General features: G+C 55.1%; 21 protein-coding genes. 9 read left to right on the top strand and 12 right to left on the bottom strand.

Annotation, left to right across the window (positions count from 1 at the left end; translation table 11 throughout):
* Positions 1-98: 98 nt before the first annotated feature.
* A complete protein-coding gene (locus tag QRN24_RS02810; protein WP_014169756.1) occupies positions 99-266 on the bottom strand; it encodes a hypothetical protein in 168 nt (55 codons plus the stop codon).
* 244 nt (positions 267-510) lie between these two features.
* Between QRN24_RS02810 and QRN24_RS02805 the strand changes: the two genes are divergently transcribed.
* The 4 genes from QRN24_RS02805 to QRN24_RS02790 are packed head-to-tail and all read left to right on the top strand — an operon-like array spanning position 511 to position 3,574.
* Entirely contained in the window at positions 511-1,341 is an 831-nt protein-coding gene (locus QRN24_RS02805; protein WP_284942309.1) for an ABC transporter substrate-binding protein, read from the top strand.
* A gap of 1 nt (position 1,342) precedes the next feature.
* Positions 1,343-2,158: an amino acid ABC transporter ATP-binding protein gene (locus tag QRN24_RS02800; RefSeq protein ID WP_284942308.1), complete on the top strand. Its 816-nt coding sequence runs from the start codon at positions 1,343-1,345 to the stop codon at positions 2,156-2,158.
* Positions 2,158-2,904, top strand: a complete 747-nt coding sequence (locus QRN24_RS02795) for an amino acid ABC transporter permease (protein ID WP_284942307.1) — start codon at positions 2,158-2,160, stop codon at positions 2,902-2,904. Before QRN24_RS02800 ends, QRN24_RS02795 begins: the two co-directional genes overlap by 1 nt.
* Positions 2,888-3,574 carry an amino acid ABC transporter permease gene (locus QRN24_RS02790; protein WP_047357333.1) on the top strand — a complete coding sequence of 229 codons (687 nt, stop codon included), beginning with the start codon at positions 2,888-2,890 and terminating at the stop codon, positions 3,572-3,574. Before QRN24_RS02795 ends, QRN24_RS02790 begins: the two co-directional genes overlap by 17 nt.
* Here QRN24_RS02790 and fumD read toward each other — a convergent pair.
* From fumD to QRN24_RS02770, 4 genes are all read right to left on the bottom strand, one after another.
* Positions 3,555-3,764: a fumarate hydratase FumD gene (gene fumD, locus QRN24_RS02785; protein WP_014831602.1), complete on the bottom strand. Its 210-nt coding sequence runs from the start codon at positions 3,762-3,764 to the stop codon at positions 3,555-3,557. The two genes, QRN24_RS02790 and fumD, sit on opposite strands and share 20 nt — an antisense overlap.
* Before the next feature lie 108 nt (positions 3,765-3,872).
* Entirely contained in the window at positions 3,873-4,685 is an 813-nt protein-coding gene (locus QRN24_RS02780) for a MetQ/NlpA family ABC transporter substrate-binding protein (protein WP_014169750.1), read from the bottom strand.
* A 28-nt stretch (positions 4,686-4,713) separates the two neighbouring features.
* The gene (locus QRN24_RS02775) at positions 4,714-5,382 is read right to left on the bottom strand and encodes a methionine ABC transporter permease (RefSeq protein ID WP_025204366.1); all 669 of its coding nucleotides are present in this window, start codon (positions 5,380-5,382) and stop codon (positions 4,714-4,716) included.
* Positions 5,375-6,397 carry a methionine ABC transporter ATP-binding protein gene (locus QRN24_RS02770; protein ID WP_020884357.1) on the bottom strand — a complete coding sequence of 341 codons (1,023 nt, stop codon included), beginning with the start codon at positions 6,395-6,397 and terminating at the stop codon, positions 5,375-5,377. The genes QRN24_RS02775 and QRN24_RS02770 overlap by 8 nt, the downstream gene beginning before the upstream one ends.
* A 399-nt stretch (positions 6,398-6,796) precedes the next feature.
* On the opposite strand from QRN24_RS02770, the gene QRN24_RS02765 reads away from it, so the two are divergent.
* From QRN24_RS02765 to lpp, 5 genes are all read left to right on the top strand, one after another.
* Positions 6,797-8,167: a pyridoxal-phosphate dependent enzyme gene (locus tag QRN24_RS02765; RefSeq protein ID WP_014169746.1), complete on the top strand. Its 1,371-nt coding sequence runs from the start codon at positions 6,797-6,799 to the stop codon at positions 8,165-8,167.
* An 11-nt stretch (positions 8,168-8,178) separates the two neighbouring features.
* Positions 8,179-9,324, top strand: coding sequence for a trans-sulfuration enzyme family protein (locus QRN24_RS02760; protein WP_041162559.1), 1,146 nt, complete (start codon positions 8,179-8,181; stop codon positions 9,322-9,324).
* Between the two features lie 73 nt (positions 9,325-9,397).
* Entirely contained in the window at positions 9,398-9,694 is a 297-nt protein-coding gene (gene ynhH / locus QRN24_RS22765) for a protein YnhH (RefSeq protein WP_419145756.1), read from the top strand.
* Between the two features lie 7 nt (positions 9,695-9,701).
* Positions 9,702-11,114, top strand: coding sequence for a pyruvate kinase PykF (gene pykF / locus QRN24_RS02755; protein WP_014169744.1), 1,413 nt, complete (start codon positions 9,702-9,704; stop codon positions 11,112-11,114).
* 310 nt (positions 11,115-11,424) lie between these two features.
* Complete coding sequence (gene lpp, locus QRN24_RS02750) at positions 11,425-11,661, top strand: murein lipoprotein Lpp (protein ID WP_001082307.1); 237 nt, start codon at positions 11,425-11,427, stop codon at positions 11,659-11,661.
* A 60-nt stretch (positions 11,662-11,721) separates the two neighbouring features.
* Here the strand turns inward: lpp and ldtE are convergent, their stop codons facing one another.
* From ldtE to sufA, 7 genes are all read right to left on the bottom strand, one after another.
* A complete protein-coding gene (gene ldtE / locus QRN24_RS02745) occupies positions 11,722-12,735 on the bottom strand; it encodes a L,D-transpeptidase LdtE (RefSeq protein ID WP_149376630.1) in 1,014 nt (337 codons plus the stop codon).
* A 97-nt stretch (positions 12,736-12,832) separates the two neighbouring features.
* Positions 12,833-13,249 carry a cysteine desulfuration protein SufE gene (sufE, locus tag QRN24_RS02740; protein ID WP_025204370.1) on the bottom strand — a complete coding sequence of 139 codons (417 nt, stop codon included), beginning with the start codon at positions 13,247-13,249 and terminating at the stop codon, positions 12,833-12,835.
* 14 nt (positions 13,250-13,263) lie between these two features.
* Positions 13,264-14,484: a cysteine desulfurase SufS gene (gene sufS / locus QRN24_RS02735; protein ID WP_284942306.1), complete on the bottom strand. Its 1,221-nt coding sequence runs from the start codon at positions 14,482-14,484 to the stop codon at positions 13,264-13,266.
* Complete coding sequence (gene sufD, locus QRN24_RS02730) at positions 14,481-15,752, bottom strand: Fe-S cluster assembly protein SufD (protein ID WP_040017285.1); 1,272 nt, start codon at positions 15,750-15,752, stop codon at positions 14,481-14,483. Before sufD ends, sufS begins: the two co-directional genes overlap by 4 nt.
* On the bottom strand, positions 15,727-16,473 hold the full coding sequence (gene sufC, locus QRN24_RS02725) for a Fe-S cluster assembly ATPase SufC (RefSeq protein ID WP_014169738.1): 747 nt from the start codon (positions 16,471-16,473) through the stop codon (positions 15,727-15,729). The genes sufD and sufC overlap by 26 nt, the downstream gene beginning before the upstream one ends.
* A gap of 9 nt (positions 16,474-16,482) precedes the next feature.
* Positions 16,483-17,973, bottom strand: coding sequence for a Fe-S cluster assembly protein SufB (gene sufB, locus QRN24_RS02720; protein ID WP_032681183.1), 1,491 nt, complete (start codon positions 17,971-17,973; stop codon positions 16,483-16,485).
* 8 nt (positions 17,974-17,981) lie between these two features.
* The gene (gene sufA, locus QRN24_RS02715) at positions 17,982-18,350 is read right to left on the bottom strand and encodes a Fe-S cluster assembly scaffold SufA (RefSeq protein WP_008500631.1); all 369 of its coding nucleotides are present in this window, start codon (positions 18,348-18,350) and stop codon (positions 17,982-17,984) included.
* Positions 18,351-18,418 lie beyond the last annotated feature (68 nt).

Below are 18,418 nucleotides of genomic sequence, written 5' to 3'. Positions count from 1 at the left end.
GGGTCAGGAGATTCATCCTGCCGACATTAGCAGTTAACCGTTGTCAGAACAAAATTTCGCACAGCTCATTCCAGTACATTTCGCGCGTGCGGCGCAGTTCAGCGTGACGTTTTATCATGGAACCACTCCGGATCAATGTTGGCAACGTCCACGCCATACAGGCTGGCGACAGGCAGTACGGACTCAAGAACACGTTGCGCGCTGTTCTCCGCATTCGCTGGTCGGGTCGCAAAAAACCGCCGTAACGTGTTTATCCACTTTTTCATCGTCTTTCCCCCTTTCGCTTCACTTGCCCTAAGTTAAACACCCAACACCCGCACAGGGGAAATACCAAAATCCACTGTCGATGTGCAGGATTTGCAAATAGCCCTCCATTCTTTTACTCGCCATTAACACCTTGTTCACTAATGCTTTTTTGCTTATAGCAAAGAACGATTTCTTATTTGGCGAGAGCTTTCGCTTATGGGAGCGTAACGGGGTAAAACAAAAACAACGGGATGAACAATCACTATGGCAGCAAACGCGAAAGGGTTTAAAAAAAGGACACTGGTGCTGGGCTTACTGGCGGCAGGCGGTCTGTTCTCAATGCAGGTGCAGGCCGATCAACTGGCGGATATTAAAGCCGCAGGCGTGGTCAAAGTTGCCACCTTTGATGCCAATCCGCCGTTTGGCTCCATCGATGCAAAGACCCATGAGATTATCGGCTACGACGTCGATTTCGCCAGAGCGCTTGCCAGTGCACTTGGCGTGAAGCTTGAACTGGTCGCCACCAACCCGGCTAACCGCATTCCCCTCCTGCAGTCCGGTAAGGCAGATTTGATTGTGGCAGATATCACCATTACCCCGGAACGGGCGCAGGTGGTTGATTTCTCCCTTCCCTATTTCGTGACCGGCCAGCAGTTCCTGGTACCGGTAAAAGCTGCCGATACGCTTGATGCCTATAGCCGGGCGCGCATTGGCGCGGTAAAAGGCACAACGGGTGAACAGGCGCTGCACCAGCGTTTCCCGCACGCCCGCGTGCTCTCTTATGACGATATTCCGCTGGCGCTGACGGCCCTGCGCAACGGTAACGTGCAGGCTATCACTCAGGACAGTACGATTCTGGCCGGTCTGCTGGCGCAGGCGCCGGACAAGGCGAACTTCAAAATCCTGCCCGATCTGCTCAGCAAAGAAGAGATTGGCGTGGGGGTAAAAAAAGGCGAAACCGCACTGCTGAAAGCCGTCAACGACGAGCTTGTTAACCTTGAGAAGAACGGTCAGGCGGCAAAAATCTATGACGTCTGGTTCGGTCCGGATACCCCATCCCCACAGCCTCGTGCCTTTAAAATAGAAGCTCAGTAATATGCTCTCAGCGCTTTTTTCACACTCCGCGGCCGGTGCCGCGGATTTTTCACATCTGGAACACGCCAGCGTCGAGTTTCGCGATGTGCAGAAACATTACGGTAACCATCAGGTCTTAAAGGGCATTAACCTCACCATCACGCCAGGTGAAGTGGTGGCCATTCTCGGGCCTTCGGGTTCCGGTAAATCCACCCTGATCCGGCTTATCAATCAGCTTGAAACCCTGAGCGGTGGCGAGATCCTGATCGATAACAAATCCACCGGACGGCTCTCCGGTACCGCGCTGCGTCAGTTGCGCAGCCGCGTCGGGTTTGTGTTTCAGCAGTTCAATCTTTACGCCCACCTCACCGCCAGTCAAAACATCACTCTGGCGCTGGAGCATGTTCACGGCTGGAAGGCCCAGCCAGCTCAGGCGCGGGCGCTGGCACTGCTGGAAAAAGTGGGGATGCTGGAAAAAGCACACCATTTCCCTGCCGAGCTTTCCGGCGGTCAGCAACAGCGCGTGGCGATTGCCCGCGCGCTGGCCTCTTCACCACAAATCATTCTGTTCGATGAGCCAACCTCCGCGCTTGACCCGGAGATGATTGGCGAAGTGCTGTTCGTGATGAAGGCGCTTGCGCACAGCGGGATCACCATGATTGTGGTGACGCATGAGATGCAATTTGCCCGGGAAATTGCCGACCGGATTGTGTTTATCGACGCCGGGCACGTTCTTGAAACCGCGCCACCGGAGCAATTTTTCAGGCAACCGTCGCACCCACGCGCTCAGCGATTCCTGCAAAAAGTCCTGAACCCGCTGCATCAGGAGCATCTCTAATGCCCACACTTGACTGGCAGGGCGTGCTGACCGGACAGCCCCTGCAGTGGATCGCATCCGGATTTCTCACCACCCTGTGGGTGACGCTCGCGGGGATGCTGCTGGCAACCCTGCTCGCGCTGCTTTTTCTGCTTCTGCGCCTGACGGGTGGACGTGTCGGGAACGCGGTCGTCAGTAGCTGGGTGTCGCTGTTTCGCAATACGCCGCTGCTGGTGCAACTGCTGTTCTGGTATTTTGCCGCCTGGAACGGGTTACCACAGGCGTTCCGGGATGCCGTGAATGCGGATCACCGCTGGTCCGTTTTGCCCGGTGACGTCTGGTGGTTTACCCCCGAGTTTTTATGCTCTGCATGGGGGTTAGGCGTATTCACCTCGGCTTTCTTGATTGAGGAAGTGGCATCGGGACTACGTTCAGTCCCTGCCGGGCAACGGGAAGCGGCGCTCGCACAAGGATTTTCCGCGTGGCGCTTGTTTCGTTACATCCTTCTGCCGCAGGGGCTGGCCAACGCCTGGCAACCCGTTGTCGGGCAGTATCTCAATCTGATGAAACTCTCATCGCTCGCCAGCGGCATTGGCTTTGCCGAACTGACCTATCAGGTGAGACAGATTGAAAGCTACAACGCCCATGCGCTGGAGGCGTTTACCGTCGGCACCGTCCTGTACCTGCTTACCGGCATGCTGATGGGGACGGTGCTGGTGCGCCTCGGCCCAATCTCAGGGAGGGGAAACCATGCTTGCCGGACTTAATGTCATTACCGATAACCTGGATTACCTGCTCTGGGGACGTGCGGCAGTTGGTGAGCCTGGCGGGGTCTTGCTCTCGTTGCTGATGGCGCTGGGCGCGGCGGCTCTCGCCCTGCCCGGTGGAATTGCTCTCGCGTGCCTGGCCTGGCGTTTTACGGGGCTTGTGCGCAAGGCGCTCTTTGTATGGGCGGAGTTAATTCGCGGGATCCCGTTAATCTTTGTGATTTTCTGGATGTGGTATCTGCTGCCGCTCATCACCGGCGGCGATCTCCCGGGGGCGCTCACCGTCACGCTGGCCCTGGCCTGGTTTACCGCGGCTTCGGTTATGCATTCAGTACTGGCCGGACTCAGCGCCTTACCGTCAGGGCAGTACGAGGCCGCCCTGTCTCAGGGTTTCAGTACCCGGCAAACGCTGTCGCGCGTGCTGCTGCCGCAGGCGCTGCGCAATATTCTGCCGTCACTGGTGGGGATTTTTATCAGCCTGCTGAAGGATACGTCGCTGGCGTTTATTGTGAATGTCCCTGAGCTCACCACGGTGGCCGGCCAAGTGAACAACCGGGTGCAAATTTACCCGGCAGCCATTTTTATCTTTACGGGTGTGGTCTACTACCTGCTCTGCTGCTCCCTTGAGCAGCTTGCGAAACGCTGGCGCTTCAACCGGCCAGTGCTTTAACCACGGTTTCCATCGCCTGGGTGGTTAACTCGCTACGTTTTACGCGCTGGTTCGCCAGCGCCGTACGCAGCACCCCCGCAATGACAATATGCTTCGGCTCCTGCCCCAAATCACGCATCTCCAGAACGACCTTCCCGACCACCCGACACATCTCCTGATACAGCGCTTCGTCTTTGGTCACATTACCCATCGTCATCACTCCATTGCCCTAAACTCTCAGCTTAAATGATTCATCGCCCGGATACAAAAAAGAAGCCCGGCGAGAGTCCCGCCGGGCTTCATTCGTAAAATCAATAAATTAGTTGTTTACCGGGATCACTGCGCCTTTGTATTTGGTGCGGATCCAGTCCTGGATCGCTTTGGAGTGCAGAACGTTCACCAGCGCGACGATATCTTTCTTCTTCTCGTCACCACGATGAACGGTAATGATGTTGGCATACGGGTTATTTTCACCACTCTCTACCGCAATCGGGTCATGTACAGGATCAAGGCCCGCATCAATCGCGTAGTTGGCGTTAATCACGACCGCGTCACCTTCGTCGTTGTTGTACATCTGTGGCAGCAGAGAGGCTTCCACGTTAGGCGTAAACTGCAGTTTTTTCGGGTTTTCCACGATATCGCTGATACGCGCGGTCACTTTGTCGATGCCCGGCTTCAGTTTGATCACCCCCTCTTTTTCGAAGATAGAGAGAATACGGCCCTCTTCAGATACAGCATCACGCATGATGATTTTGCCGCCCTGCGGCAGATCTTTCAGGGATTTGTATTTTTTGGAATAGATCCCGATTGGCTCGATGTGGATCGCGCCCGCGCTGACAAAATCATAATCCTTATCACCGGCGTGATCTTTCAGCACGCTGTTCAGGTAAGGAATATGCTGGAAATAGTTAGCGTCAATATCATGACCCGCCAGCGCGGTGTTGGGCAGAATGTAGTCCTGGAAAGGTTTGATCTCCAGATCGATACCCTGCTTCGCCAGGATAGGCTTCGCCTGCTCCAGAATTTCGGCGTGCGGCGTGTTGGATGCCCCCACGGTCAGGGTATCAGCCCAGGTGGCAAAGCTCAGGGCGCTCAGGGTTGCTGCGGCGATCAGTGTCAGTGTTTTTTTCATGATGATGGTTCCTGTGTGTTATTAGAGATTATCGTTTATCTAACAGTGAGGTCAGGACGTCGCCGCAGAACTGGATAATGAAAACGATGATCAGAATGGTCACCGTCGCCACCAGCGTGACGTCGCCATGGTTGCGCTGGAATCCTTCCAGATAAGCCAGATTTCCCAAACCGCCTGCGCCAATCACCCCCGCCATGGCGCTGTAACTCACCAGCGCAATCAGCGTTACCGTAATACCTGATACCAGTGCAGGTGATGACTCCGGCAGTAAAACCCGAAACACCAGGGTGCTCAGTCGTGCGCCCATTGAGCGCGTGGCCTCAATAACCCCCTTGTCCACTTCACGCAGGGCAATTTCGACCAGGCGAGCGTAGAACGGTGCCGCACCGACAATCAGAGCCGGCAGCGCCGCGTTGGCGCCAAGAATGGTGCCGACAAGGGTTTTCGTGAACGGGATCAACAGCACAATCAGAATGATGAACGGGATAGAACGAAACACGTTCACCACAATTGAAATCACGCTGTAGACCGCGCGGTTGTGGAACAACCCGCCGCGCGCGGTTAAAAACAGCGCCAGGCCAAGGACGATCCCAAGAACAAAGGTTGCCACGCCGGAAAGCGCAGTCATGTACAGCGTTTCCAGCGTCGCCGCCCAGAGTTGCTCCCACTTCAGATGAGGAAAAAGCGTCTCAGCCATGTTTAATTACCTCGCCTTCAATATCGCTGTGCTTCAGGTCGGCGAGGATATTGCTCAGTTGTTCATCCGATGCCACGACGTGTACCCAGAGTTGCCCAAATACGCCGTGGGCCGTTTGGGTCATTTTTCCGTGCAGAATGTTAAACGGCAGGCCGTAGCGCAGAGTCAGCTCGCCCACGATCGGCTTATGGGTGCTGTGGCCCGTAAAGGTCAACCTGATGACGCTACCTTCAAGGTCCGCTGCCAGCTCCGTATTAAACGTCTCTTCCTCGGCATACTGGCTCACCTGGCGGACAAACTGCTGAGTGATAGGCTGCTGCGGACGGGTAAAGACGCTCAGCACCTCCCCCTCCTCCACCACTTTGCCGTTCTCCATCACCGCCACGCGGTCGCAAATTTTGCGCACCACGTGCATCTCGTGCGTGATCAGCACGATGGTCAGCCTGAAGCGGCGGTTAATGTCCAGGAGCAGATCGAGGATTTGATCGGTGGTCTGCGGATCGAGGGCTGACGTGGCTTCATCGCAAAGCAATACGTCGGGGTTATTGGCCAATGCACGCGCAATCCCCACACGCTGTTTTTGCCCGCCACTCAGCTGCGAGGGATAGGCGTTCTCGCGTCCCTTCAGCCCAACGAGATCGACCAGTTCGGCCACGCGGGCCTTAATGTTGGCTTTTGGCACACCGGCGATTTGCATTGAGAACGCAATATTCTCACTCACCGTGCGCGACCAAAGCAGATTGAAGTGCTGGAAGACCATGCTGATCTTCAGACGTGCCTGGCGCAGTGCTTCGCCCTTTGCGGCAGAAATGTCCTGTCCGTTGATGGTCACACTTCCGCGAGTGGGTTTTTCCAGTCCATTCAGCAAACGAATAAGAGTACTTTTACCCGCGCCGCTGTAACCGATAATGCCGTATATCTGCCCCTGCTCTATCGTCAAATTGACGTTATCAACGGCTGTGAGTGCAACCTTCCCGTTGTCAAAAACCTTCGAAATATTGCTGAGTACAATCATTCTTATGTGTAATCCGTCCCGCACATGGCGGTTTAGCAGTATGGATGTCCAAATGATAGTAAACAGGCGTTATCACCTTTTAAATGAACAAAAAGGAATTTGTTATAACTTGCAGGAATAAATAGCGATTTTCGTACCGGCAAGCATTTAGACCAATTTCAGAAATGATTATCTGCCATGTGCATATCAGCGGTTCATCACCTGATGAAAACGGTTAATTTTGCAGCATTTTTGACTGATATAGCCATCCTCACATCCAGAGCACTTTACGTCTTGCTATCCCTCCATCCAAAAACGACATTTATATTCTTTTCTGTTCTAAAACGGAGTGAAGGATTCTTTAAGGGGTTAATTCCCCCGCCCTATCATCCTGTCATGACCTCCTGAAAGGAAAACACCATGACGATTTACCACTCCGTCACCGAACTGATTGGCCACACCCCGCTTATCCAGCTGCATAAGCTTGATACCGGTCTCTGCTCGTTGTTTCTGAAGCTGGAAAACCAGAACCCGGGCGGTTCGATTAAAGACCGCGTTGCACTGTCGATGATTAACGAAGCGGAGCGCAACGGCCAGCTCCAGCCAGGCGGTACCATCATTGAGGCGACGGCGGGAAATACCGGTCTTGGCCTGGCCTTGATCGCCGCGCAGAAAGGCTATTCGCTGATCCTGGTGGTGCCAGACAAAATGAGCCGCGAGAAGATTTTCCACCTGCGGGCACTGGGGGCTCAGGTGGTACTGACCCGCTCCGATGTCAATAAGGGCCACCCTGCCTACTATCAGGATTACGCGCAACGTCTGGCGAATGAACTGCCGGGGGCGTATTACATCGATCAGTTTAATAACGAAGCCAACCCGCTGGCGCACCGCACCACCACCGCGCCTGAACTGTATGAACAGCTTGACGGTAAGATTGACGCCATCGTCGTCGGCGTGGGGTCTGGCGGGACGCTGGGTGGGCTACAGGCGTGGTTCGCTGAGCACTCACCGCAGACTGAATTTGTGCTGGCCGACCCGGCCGGTTCGGTCCTGGCCGATCAGGTAGAAACGGGACGCTATCAGGATGCTGGCTCGTGGCTGGTTGAGGGGATTGGTGAAGACTTTATTCCTCCGCTGGCACACATCGAAGGGGTGAATCGTGCCTGGCGCATCACCGATCGCGAGGCTTTCACCACCGCCCGCGAGCTGCTGAAAACGGAAGGCATCCTGGCAGGCTCCTCCAGCGGCACCCTGCTGGCGGCTGCGCTGAAATATTGCCAGGCACAGACCACCCCGAAACGGGTTGTGACCTTCGCCTGTGACAGTGGCAACAAATATCTCTCAAAGATGTTCAACGATGACTGGATGCGCCAGCAGGGTTTGATCTCCCGGCCGCAGGCTGGCGATCTCTCCGACTACATCGCCCTGCGCCACGATGAAGGCGCAACCGTCACCGCCGCGCCGGATGACACCCTCTCCACCGTACTGGCGCGGATGCGTTTGTATGACATCTCCCAGCTGCCGGTCCTGGAGAACGGCCAGGTCGTGGGCATCATCGACGAGTGGGATCTTCTGCGCCATATCGGTGGCGATGGCGACCGCTTCTCGCTTCCCGTGACCGCGGCAATGACCCGTCAGGTGGAGTTCCTCGATAAAAACGCCCCGGAAAGCGCCCTGAACGCCATTTTCGATCGCGGTCTGGTGGCGGTCATTAATGACAATGACCGCTTCCTGGGCCTGATTACGCGCAGCGATGTTCTTACCGCCTGGCGCAACCGTCTTCAGCAATAAAGGAATACATGATGAAAAATCTGGCAACCCTGAGCGTACACAGCGGTGAGTTTAACGATCGGCATGGCGCGGTCATGCCCCCGATTTACGCCACCTCCACGTTTGCGCAACCGTCACCCGGCGAGCACACCGGCTATGAATATTCGCGCAGCGGCAATCCGACCCGCCATGCGCTGGAAACCGCCATCGCCGAACTGGAAGGCGGGACCCGCGGCTATGCCTTCGCTTCCGGCCTCGCCGCCATCTCTACCGTGCTTGAACTGCTGGATAAAGACAGCCATATCGTCGCCATTGACGATGTCTACGGCGGGACCTGGCGCCTGATTGAAAATGTGCGTAAACGTAGCACCGGCCTGCAGGTGAGCTGGGTCAAGCCGGACGATTTGGCCGGTCTTGAAGCCGCCATCCGGCCGGATACGCGAATGGTATGGGTTGAAACGCCAACCAATCCGTTGCTTAAACTGGCGGATCTGGCGGCTATCGCCGACATCGCCCGTCGTCATCACGTCATCAGCGTGGCCGATAATACCTTCGCGTCGCCCGTCATCCATCGCCCGCTGGAAACGGGTTTCGACATCGTCGTGCACTCTGCCACCAAATACCTGAATGGTCACTCGGACGTGGTCGCCGGACTGGCGGTTGTGGGAAATAACGCCGCGCTGGCGGACAAGCTTGCCTACCTGCAGAACGCGGTCGGCGGTGTACTGGATCCGTTTAGCAGCTTCCTGACGCTGCGCGGTATTCGTACGCTGTCGCTGCGGGTAGAAAAGCACAGCACCAACGCGCTGGCCATTGCGCAATGGCTGGAGCAACAGCCGCAGGTCGAAAAGGTATTTTATCCGGGGCTGGAATCACACCCGCAATATTCGCTTGCCCGCACGCAGATGGCGCTGCCGGGCGGCATGATTTCTCTGGTGGTGAAAGGCGATGCGCAACGGGCCACAGAGGTGATCCGCTCACTGAAATTATTCACCCTCGCCGAAAGCCTGGGTGGCGTGGAAAGTCTGGTCAGCCAGCCTTACAGCATGACTCACGCTTCGATTCCGCTTGAACAGCGGCTGGCCAACGGCATAGTACCGCAGCTGATTCGCCTGTCCGTGGGCATTGAAGATGCCAAAGATCTGATTGCCGACCTCAGCCAGGCGCTGAAAAACTAAGCAAAACGCGGCAGGTCACGCACCTGCCGCGATAAGATGTCATCTAACCTTAACGCCTTGATAACAATCTCATGTGGATCTGCACAGATTATTTTTGAAACGCTGTTTTCATTTTCCTTTTATCTTAAAATCAGCGTATAATGCGCGCCTAATCCCTGGTGAATGGTTTCAGCGCTTGGAATACAAAAAACAACGTACAACTACTCCTCTCCTTCGTTGGGCTGTCACTCAGGCACACTTTCTTCTGCACGCTCATTTGATGTCTCCTATCCTTAGTGCGTGTCATATACTCTTTTGCAACACAGGTTTGACTCCGCGGCGGTGCGCCCCCGGAGCGAGATTTCCATATCCTTCCCAACTTAAAGACTAAGACTGTCATGAAAAAGACGAAAATTGTTTGTACTATCGGCCCGAAAACCGAATCTGAAGAGATGCTGAGCAAAATGCTGGACGCCGGCATGAACGTTATGCGTCTGAACTTCTCCCACGGTGACTATGCTGAACACGGTCAGCGTATCCAGAACTTGCGCAACGTGATGAGCAAGACCGGTAAAAAAGCAGCCATCCTGCTGGATACCAAAGGTCCAGAAATCCGCACCATCAAACTGGAAGGCGGTAACGACGTCTCTCTGAAAGCGGGCCAGACCTTCACCTTCACCACTGACAAGACTGTTGTCGGTAACAACGAAATCGTTGCGGTCACCTATGAAGGTTTCACCAGCGACCTGTCCGTTGGCAACACCGTGCTGGTAGACGATGGCCTGATCGGCATGGAAGTGACCGCCATCGAAGGTAACAAGGTTATCTGTAAAGTGCTGAACAACGGCGACCTGGGTGAAAACAAAGGCGTTAACCTGCCAGGCGTTTCCATCGCGCTGCCAGCCCTGGCTGAAAAAGACAAACAAGACCTGATCTTCGGTTGCGAGCAAGGCGTCGACTTCGTTGCGGCATCCTTCATCCGTAAACGTTCCGACGTGGTTGAAATCCGTGAGCACCTGAAAGCGCACGGCGGCGAGAAGATCCAGATCATCTCCAAAATCGAAAACCAGGAAGGCCTGAACAACTTCGACGAAATCCTCGAAGCGTCAGACGGCATCATGGTTGCACGTGGTGACCTGGGTGTTGAAATCCCGGTTGAAGAAGTTATCTTCGCGCAGAAGATGATGATCGAGAAGTGTGTTCGCGCGCGTAAAGTGGTTATCACCGCAACGCAGATGCTGGACTCCATGATCAAAAACCCACGCCCAACCCGCGCAGAAGCTGGTGACGTGGCTAACGCCATCCTCGACGGTACCGATGCAGTCATGCTGTCCGGCGAATCCGCGAAAGGTAAATACCCGCTGGAAGCCGTTGGCATCATGGCGACCATTTGCGAACGTACTGACCGCGTGATGACCAGCCGTCTGGACTTCAACAACGACAGCCGTAAACTGCGTATTACCGAAGCAGTCTGCCGCGGTGCGGTAGAAACCGCTGAGAAACTGGAAGCGCCTCTGATTGTGGTTGCCACCCAGGGCGGTAAATCTGCTCGCGCAGTCCGTAAATACTTCCCGGACGCGACGATCCTGGCGCTGACCACCAACGAAACCACTGCCCGTCAGCTGGTGCTGAGCAAAGGCGTGGTTGCGCATCTGGTGAAAGAAATCGCGTCTACCGACGATTTCTACATTCAGGGTAAAGCGCTGGCGCTGGAAAGCGGCCTGGCACAGAAAGGCGACGTTGTGGTCATGGTTTCTGGTGCGCTGGTACCAAGCGGAACCACCAACACAGCATCTGTTCACGTGCTGTAATAATTCCCGAACGAATTAATTTTCATAAAAAGCGTCCTCCGGGACGCTTTTTTTATTTCATGCATTAGCCAAAGTCATTCAAAAAGCAAATCGGGTTTCTCTATTTAATTGCGAATTATCTAAGATGAATCCGATGAAAAATGCCTTTTTTTACAGAGCTTTTTGCCAAAAAAGGGCCGATTCGATGCTTCTTTGAGCGAACGATCAAAAATAGGCGTATTCCCATCAAAAAAATATTCTCAACCTAAAAAACTTTGTGTAATACTTGTAACGCTACATGGAGATTAACTCAATCTAGAGGGTATTAATAATGAATCGTACTAAACTGGTACTGGGCGCGGTAATCCTGGGTTCTACTCTGCTGGCTGGTTGCTCCAGCAACGCTAAAATCGATCAGCTGTCTTCTGACGTTCAGACTCTGAACGCTAAAGTTGACCAGCTGAGCAACGACGTGAACGCAATGCGTTCCGACGTTCAGGCTGCTAAAGACGACGCAGCTCGCGCTAACCAGCGTCTGGACAACCAGGCTACTAAATACCGTAAGTAATAGTACCTGTTAATAAAATGGCGCACATTGTGCGCCATTTTTTTTGTCTGCGTCAAACCCCTACTGCGTCACCTTCTCACCGTCATCTTCCGCGACCACAGCGGATGTCCGACTGTTCTGTACTGACAACACGTTCTGACGCGCTGACGCGCCGTTATCGGCCGACACGGCTACCGGGATCCCCGCGCGGCGTGACAAGGCTTTATCGATAAGCGCTTTATCACTTCCTGACTGCGAGACAAACGTCGCAAAGTCTGCGGAATGCGAAATGGGTGTCATCTGGGGGTTTTCACCCTCAACCTGCGCCAGCGGACGATGCACTTCAATATAGCGTTTACCGTCAGGCTCAACGGAGAACTTCACCGGCTCATTAATGATTTGCACCCGCGTGCCGACCCGCACCTGCTCAAACAGCGCTTTGATATCCGGCGCGTTCATGCGCATACAGCCGGAGCTGACCCGCAGGCCGACGCTGTCCGGCGCACTGGTGCCGTGTATCAGGTATTCCCCGTGCCCCACGCCTAAACGCAATGCAAAGCGTCCTAGCGGGTTATTTGGCCCGGCCGGGACCACGGGCGGCAATTTAATACCCTGCTCCAGAGAGCGCGCTCTGATGCCCGGTGTTGGGGTCCAGGTAGGATTAGGGATCTTCTGGCTGACCCGGGTGGTGGTGACCGGCGTTTCAAGTCCCAGTTGCCCAATGCCGAGCGGGAAAACCTGAACGATGTTTTCGCCCGGCGGGAAGTAGTAAAGCCGCAGCTCCGCCAGGTTCACGACAATCCCCTCACGGGGCGTGTCGGGCAACAGCATCTGCGAAGGGATCGTGATCACCGTCCCCGGCGCAGGGTTTACCGGCGCAATAGTATTATTGGCTTCAAGGATAAGCTGTGCTGCAGTATTAAACCGGCGAGCGATGGTCTGAAGTTTATTATCCCCTTCCTGTATCGTGTAGGTTTGATTTTGCCCAATCAGACGGCTGCCTGCGGGCGGCAACGGGTAATCCATCGCGCGGGCCGAATTAAGAGCACCGAGCGAACCCAGGAGTAATAGAGTTATTAGAGACGCGCGCTTCATGCTGAGATTCCTTATTCACTGGCCGGATGCCAGAAAGCTGAAAAACCAGCGAGGCGGGAACCACCTCGCGAAACAGAATGAATGCTGTTCTGTAAGTCTAGCTAAGGATTGCAGCTTTGGCGCGGATGGCGCGAATCATCGCTTCCAGCCCCTGGGAACGGGACGGGGTGAGGTGTTGGGTCAGGGCCATTTTTTCAAACCACGGGCGGACATCAAAAGCGACAATATCCTGCGCTGACATCTGGTGATAGAGAATAAATACCACCGCAATAAGCCCTTTCACAATAGCGGCATCGCTGTCGCCCTGTAATTCGATCACGCCGTCGCGCGTCTGCTCCATCACAATCCAGACCTGGCTCTGACAGCCCTGAATAATATTTTCCGGGTTGTGTGCCTCTTCGCTGAGCGGCGGTAAACGCTGACCCAGTTCAATGATATAGAGGTACTTCTCTTCCCAGTTTGCGCAACGCCCGAAGTTACGCAGTAATTTTTCTTTATCCGGCAAATCTGCCATCTTTCGCCTCTCCGTTAGCCCAGCAACTGGTGAATGCGTTTAAGCCCCGCCACCAGCCTGTCGACCTCTTCCATTGTGTTGTACATCACCAGCGATGCGCGGCACATTGCCGGCACCTGGTAAAACGCCATCAACGGCATAGCACAGTGGTGTCCGGTACGCACGGCCACGCCGTAATTATCGAGGAAACTGCCCACATCGTATGCATGGTGTTTACCCAGATTGAACGCAATCACCCCCTGGCGGTCCGCCGGGCCATACAGGGTTAGCGCCGGTACGCTGGCAAGCTCCTGCAGCGCGTAGTGCATCAGCAGGTGTTCGTACTCCTGAATCGCGTCAAGGCCAACAGACGTAACATAGGAGATGGCTGCCCCCAGCCCGATAATCCCGCCGGTATTTGGCGTGCCAGCTTCAAAGCGCCACGGCGCGCGTGCATAGGTGGTCCCTTCAGAGAGACTGACGGTCGCGATCATAGAGCCGCCCCCTTCCCACGGTGGCATCGCCTGCAGAATATCTTCTTTCACGTACAGCACGCCAATCCCGGTCGGCCCATAGAGCTTGTGCCCGGAGAAGACGTAGAAATCGCAGTCCAGCGCCTGGACGTCGACCGCGTGGTGCATGACCGCCTGCGCACCATCAATCAGCACCTTCGCGCCGGCCTGGTGGGCTTTCTCAATAATCGCTGCCACCGGGTTCTCGGTTCCCAGCACGTTAGAAACCTGGGTCACGGCCACCAGCCGCGTACGCGCATCCAGCAACGCGTCAAGTTGCTCAAGCTGCAGGGTGCCATCAACGTTCAATGGGATCACCCTCAGTTGCGCACCGACACGCTCACAGAGCATCTGCCACGGCACGATATTGGCATGGTGCTCCATCTGGGTGATGATGATGTTATCCCCCGCGTGGACCTGCGCGTTGCCCCAGCTGTTGGCAACAAGGTTGATCCCCTCGGTGGTACCACGCACAAACACCAGTTCCTCTGGCGAGCGTGCATTGAGGAAAGCGGCGATTTGGGTACGCACATTTTCCATACGCTGGGTCGCCTCCGCACTCAGGGTGTGGATCCCCCGGTGCACGGCAGCATAACCGTGGCGGTAGAATTCCGCTTCCGCTTCGATCACCTGATTCGGTTTCTGCGCGCTGGCCGCACTGTCCAGATACGCCAGGGGCAGACCGTTCACTTCACGGGTCAGAACCGGAAAATCTGCCCGTACTTTCTCTACGGGAAAACTCATGCTTCGCCTCCAGGCAGACGCTGCCCGATACGGGCCAGCACCTGCTGTTTTAACAGGCCATCGTGCAGCGCTTCCGTCAGTTCAGCGGCAAACGCATAGATAATCATTTGCTGCGCCGCCTGCTGGTCGATACCGCGGGAGCGTAAATAGAACATCTGTTCGTCATCAATTCGCCCGACCGTCGCGCCATGGCTGCACTTCACGTCATCAGCATAGATTTCAAGCTGTGGTTTGGTGTCCACTTCCGCCAGGCGTCCCAACAGCAGGTTGTTGTTGGTCATCTGCCCGTCGGTTTTAATCGCGTGCTGCGCCACGTTAATCAGGCCGTTAAACACCGCCCGCCCTTTGTCGCTGACAATGGTTTTGTGCAGCTGGCGACTGTTACAGTAGCCTTTGTTGTGCTCAAGCCAGGTGCGTGTATCGCAAACTTGCGTTTTAACCGGCATCGCCAGGCTGTTGATGCGAAGCGTTGTATTCTCGCCGTTAAGCTGCGTGCTGGTGTTGTGGCGCAGTACCGCGCCGCCCAGCAAAAAGCTGTGGCTGTATGCCGCGGCATCTTGTCCAAGCAGCATGTCATTATGCGCAAAGTGGTGGCTCTGCGGGTTTTCAAACGCCAGTTTGATATGGTGAAGTTGGGCATTGGCGGCAACATGCATTGTCAAACGCGCCCCGGTAAAGTGCCGGGCTTCGTTGAGGCTGACGTAATGCTCAATCACCGTGGCCTCCGCCCCTTCCGCCAGCTCAAGATGGTGGCGGTAGTGAGCAGTGTTGATCTCGTCGCCGTCTGCTCCCTGGGTGATGTGCATCAGCAGCAGCGGTTTTACCGGACGCTGGTTACGCTTAACGCGAATATGCGTCACGCTCCGCGCCAGGCTCTCGGTGAGGTGCAGGAAGACCTCGGGCTGTACCGGGGTGCTCAGGCTCTGACGGTCATCGTTAATGGCAATCTCAAACCCGCTGTCCTGGGTGCTGTCACTCAGCTCAGGGCGGAACTGACCATCAACGAAGACCAGACGCACGGCATCCACGGTCAATGCCAGAGCATCGCGCTGCGCCGGGCTGATGTCTGCCAGGCGGGTGACAAACTCGCCGTTCAGCAGGCCATCAAGCGGCGTGTATTTCCAGTTCTCCTGCTTGCGTGACGGCAAACCTAGACGCAGCATCTGCTGCAGGTGCTGTTGCGCCTGTTCCGAGCGCGTATTGCCCTGCGCTTCAAACAGACGGTGCCACTGCTGGAGCGCATTACTGCTGTTCGGTAAGCCAGCCATAACCCTGCTCCTCCAGTTGTTTAACCAGCGTGAAATCACCGGATTTCACAATACGCCCCTGGTAAAGCACATGGACGTAATCCGGCTTGATGTAATCCAGAATACGCTGGTAGTGAGTGACGATGATGAACGCGCGTTTGCCGTCGCGCAGGGAGTTCACCCCGTCGGCGACAATCTTCAGGGCATCAATATCCAGACCGGAGTCGGTCTCATCCAGAATACACAGTTCAGGCTCAAGGACCGCCATCTGCAGAATGTCGTTACGCTTTTTCTCACCGCCTGAAAAACCGACGTTGACCGAGCGGGTCAGCAGGTCTTCCGGCATTTTCAGCAACTTAATCTTCTCTTCCATCAGGTCCTGGAAATCAAAGCGGTCCAGCGCCTCCAGTCCGCGATATTTACGTACCGCGTTCAGCGCCGTTTGTAGAAAGAACTGGTTACTCACCCCCGGGATCTCCACCGGATACTGGAAGGCCATAAAAATACCTTCACCGGCCCGCTCTTCCACCGACATCTCCAGCAAATCTTTGCCGTTAAACTCGACCGCCCCGTGGGTCACTTCGTAATCTTCGCGTCCTGCCAGCGTCGCGGAGAGCGTACTTTTCCCGGAGCCATTGGGCCCCATAATGGCGTGGACTTCACCCGGTTTGACGTCAAAATTGAGACCACGCAGGATCTCTTTGTCTTCCACGCTAACCTGTAAATCTTTAATACTTAACATTTGCTTTCCTTAACCGACGCTGTGTTCAAGACTAATGGCGAGGAGTTTCTGGGCTTCAACGGCAAATTCCAGCGGCAGTTCAGAGAACACATCCTTACAGAAGCCGTTCACAATCATTGAGATGGCATCTTCCTCACTGATCCCGCGCTGCAGGCAGTAGAAGAGCTGATCTTCCCCAATACGTGACGTCGTCGCCTCGTGCTCAAGCTGGGCGGTATTGTTACGGCATTCAACGTACGGGAAGGTGTGTGCCCCGCAGTCTGCGCCAATTAACATTGAGTCACACTGGGTAAAGTTTCGGGCATTGGTGGCCGTCGGCATGATTTTGACCAGCCCACGATAGCTGTTCTGACTGTGCCCGGCGGAGATGCCTTTAGAAATAATGGTCGACCGGGTGTTTTTACCGATGTGGATCATCTTGGTACCCGTATCTGCCTGCTGATGGCCGCTGGTCAGCGCCACGGAGTAGAACTCACCGATCGAGTTATCCCCACGCAGAATACAGCTCGGGTATTTCCAGGTGATCGCAGAGCCGGTTTCCGACTGGGTCCAGGACATTTTGCTGTTTTCGCCTTCGCACAGCGCACGCTTGGTCACGAAGTTCAGAATACCGCCGGTGTTGCCATCGCCCGGGAACCAGTTCTGCACCGTGGAGTATTTTACCTCGGCATCTTTATGGATGATGACTTCAACCACCGCGGCGTGAAGCTGGTAGCTGTCACGGACCGGTGCGGAGCACCCTTCAATGTAACTGACGTAGCTGCCTTCATCGGCCACCAGAATGGTGCGTTCGAACTGACCGGTTTTTTCGGCGTTGATGCGGAAATAGGTCGACAACTCCATCGGGCAGCGAACGCCTTTTGGCACGTAGATAAAGGTGCCATCAGACGCTACCGCCGCGTTTAGCGCGGCAAAAAAGTTATCGTTACTCGGCACCACGGTGCCGATGTACTTTTTCACCAGCTCAGGGTGCTCGTGAATCGCTTCGCCGAAGGAGCAGAAAATAATCCCCTGCTCTGCCAGTTTTTCACGGTAGGTTGTCGCCACTGAGACGGAGTCAAAAATGGCGTCCACCGCCACCTCTTTCCCTTCGCGAACGGGCACACCCAGTTGGTTAAATGCCTCTTCCACTTCTTTGCTCAGGAAGCTGTTGTCCGCACCGGTTTGCTGCACCGCGCCAGGCTGTGAGGCGCAGGTGTCGTCGCAACTCCCGCAGGATGGCGCAGAGTAGTAGCTGTAATCCTGATAGTTCAGCTTGTCATAATGCGCTTTCAGCCAGTGAGGTTCTTCCATTTCCAGCCACGCCCGGAAGGCGCTCAGACGAAACGCCAGCATCCACTCAGGTTCATTGCGTTTGGCCGAGATCGCCCGGACGACATCTTCATTGATGCCTTTCGCCAGTTCATCGGTCTGCAGCTGGGTAAAGAACCCCTCTTTATAATTGAGGTGGCCGCCACTCCAGGTGTTAACATCACTCGTTGCTTCAGTATTACGAGACATAGTACCGCCTATACCCCAAAGCTTTCGCCGCACCCACATTCGTTCTGGGCTTTCGGGTTATGAAATTTGAATAACTGGTTTAAACCTTCACGTACGTAGTCCACTTCCGTGCCGTCAATAAACGGCATGGCCTGCAGGGCGACATACAATTTTGCGCCGTCAGTTTCGAATACCAGATCATCTTTCTCGGGTTCTGTGACGGTATCGAGCACGTAACCGAATCCTGCGCAGCCGGTCTGTTTCACCCCCAGGCGCACGCCGAGGATCTCTGGCTTTTTCGCCACAAGTTCGTGAATATGTGCCGCCGCCGCTGGCGTGAGCGTTAAGCCACGCCAGGCGAAGTCGGCAGGATTGAAGGTTTCTGAATGCAGTTCCATAGGTCCACCTCATCTAATAAGCCCCAGGGCATAACACCATGTTAGTGATAACGATTATCACTTCAACC

The organism is Enterobacter sp. MEB024, assembly GCF_030209635.1.
GTDB classification, from domain to species: domain Bacteria; phylum Pseudomonadota; class Gammaproteobacteria; order Enterobacterales; family Enterobacteriaceae; genus Enterobacter; species Enterobacter ludwigii.
Note: the sequence above shows the minus strand (reverse complement) of the source record. Positions and strands in the feature narration are given on the sequence as shown.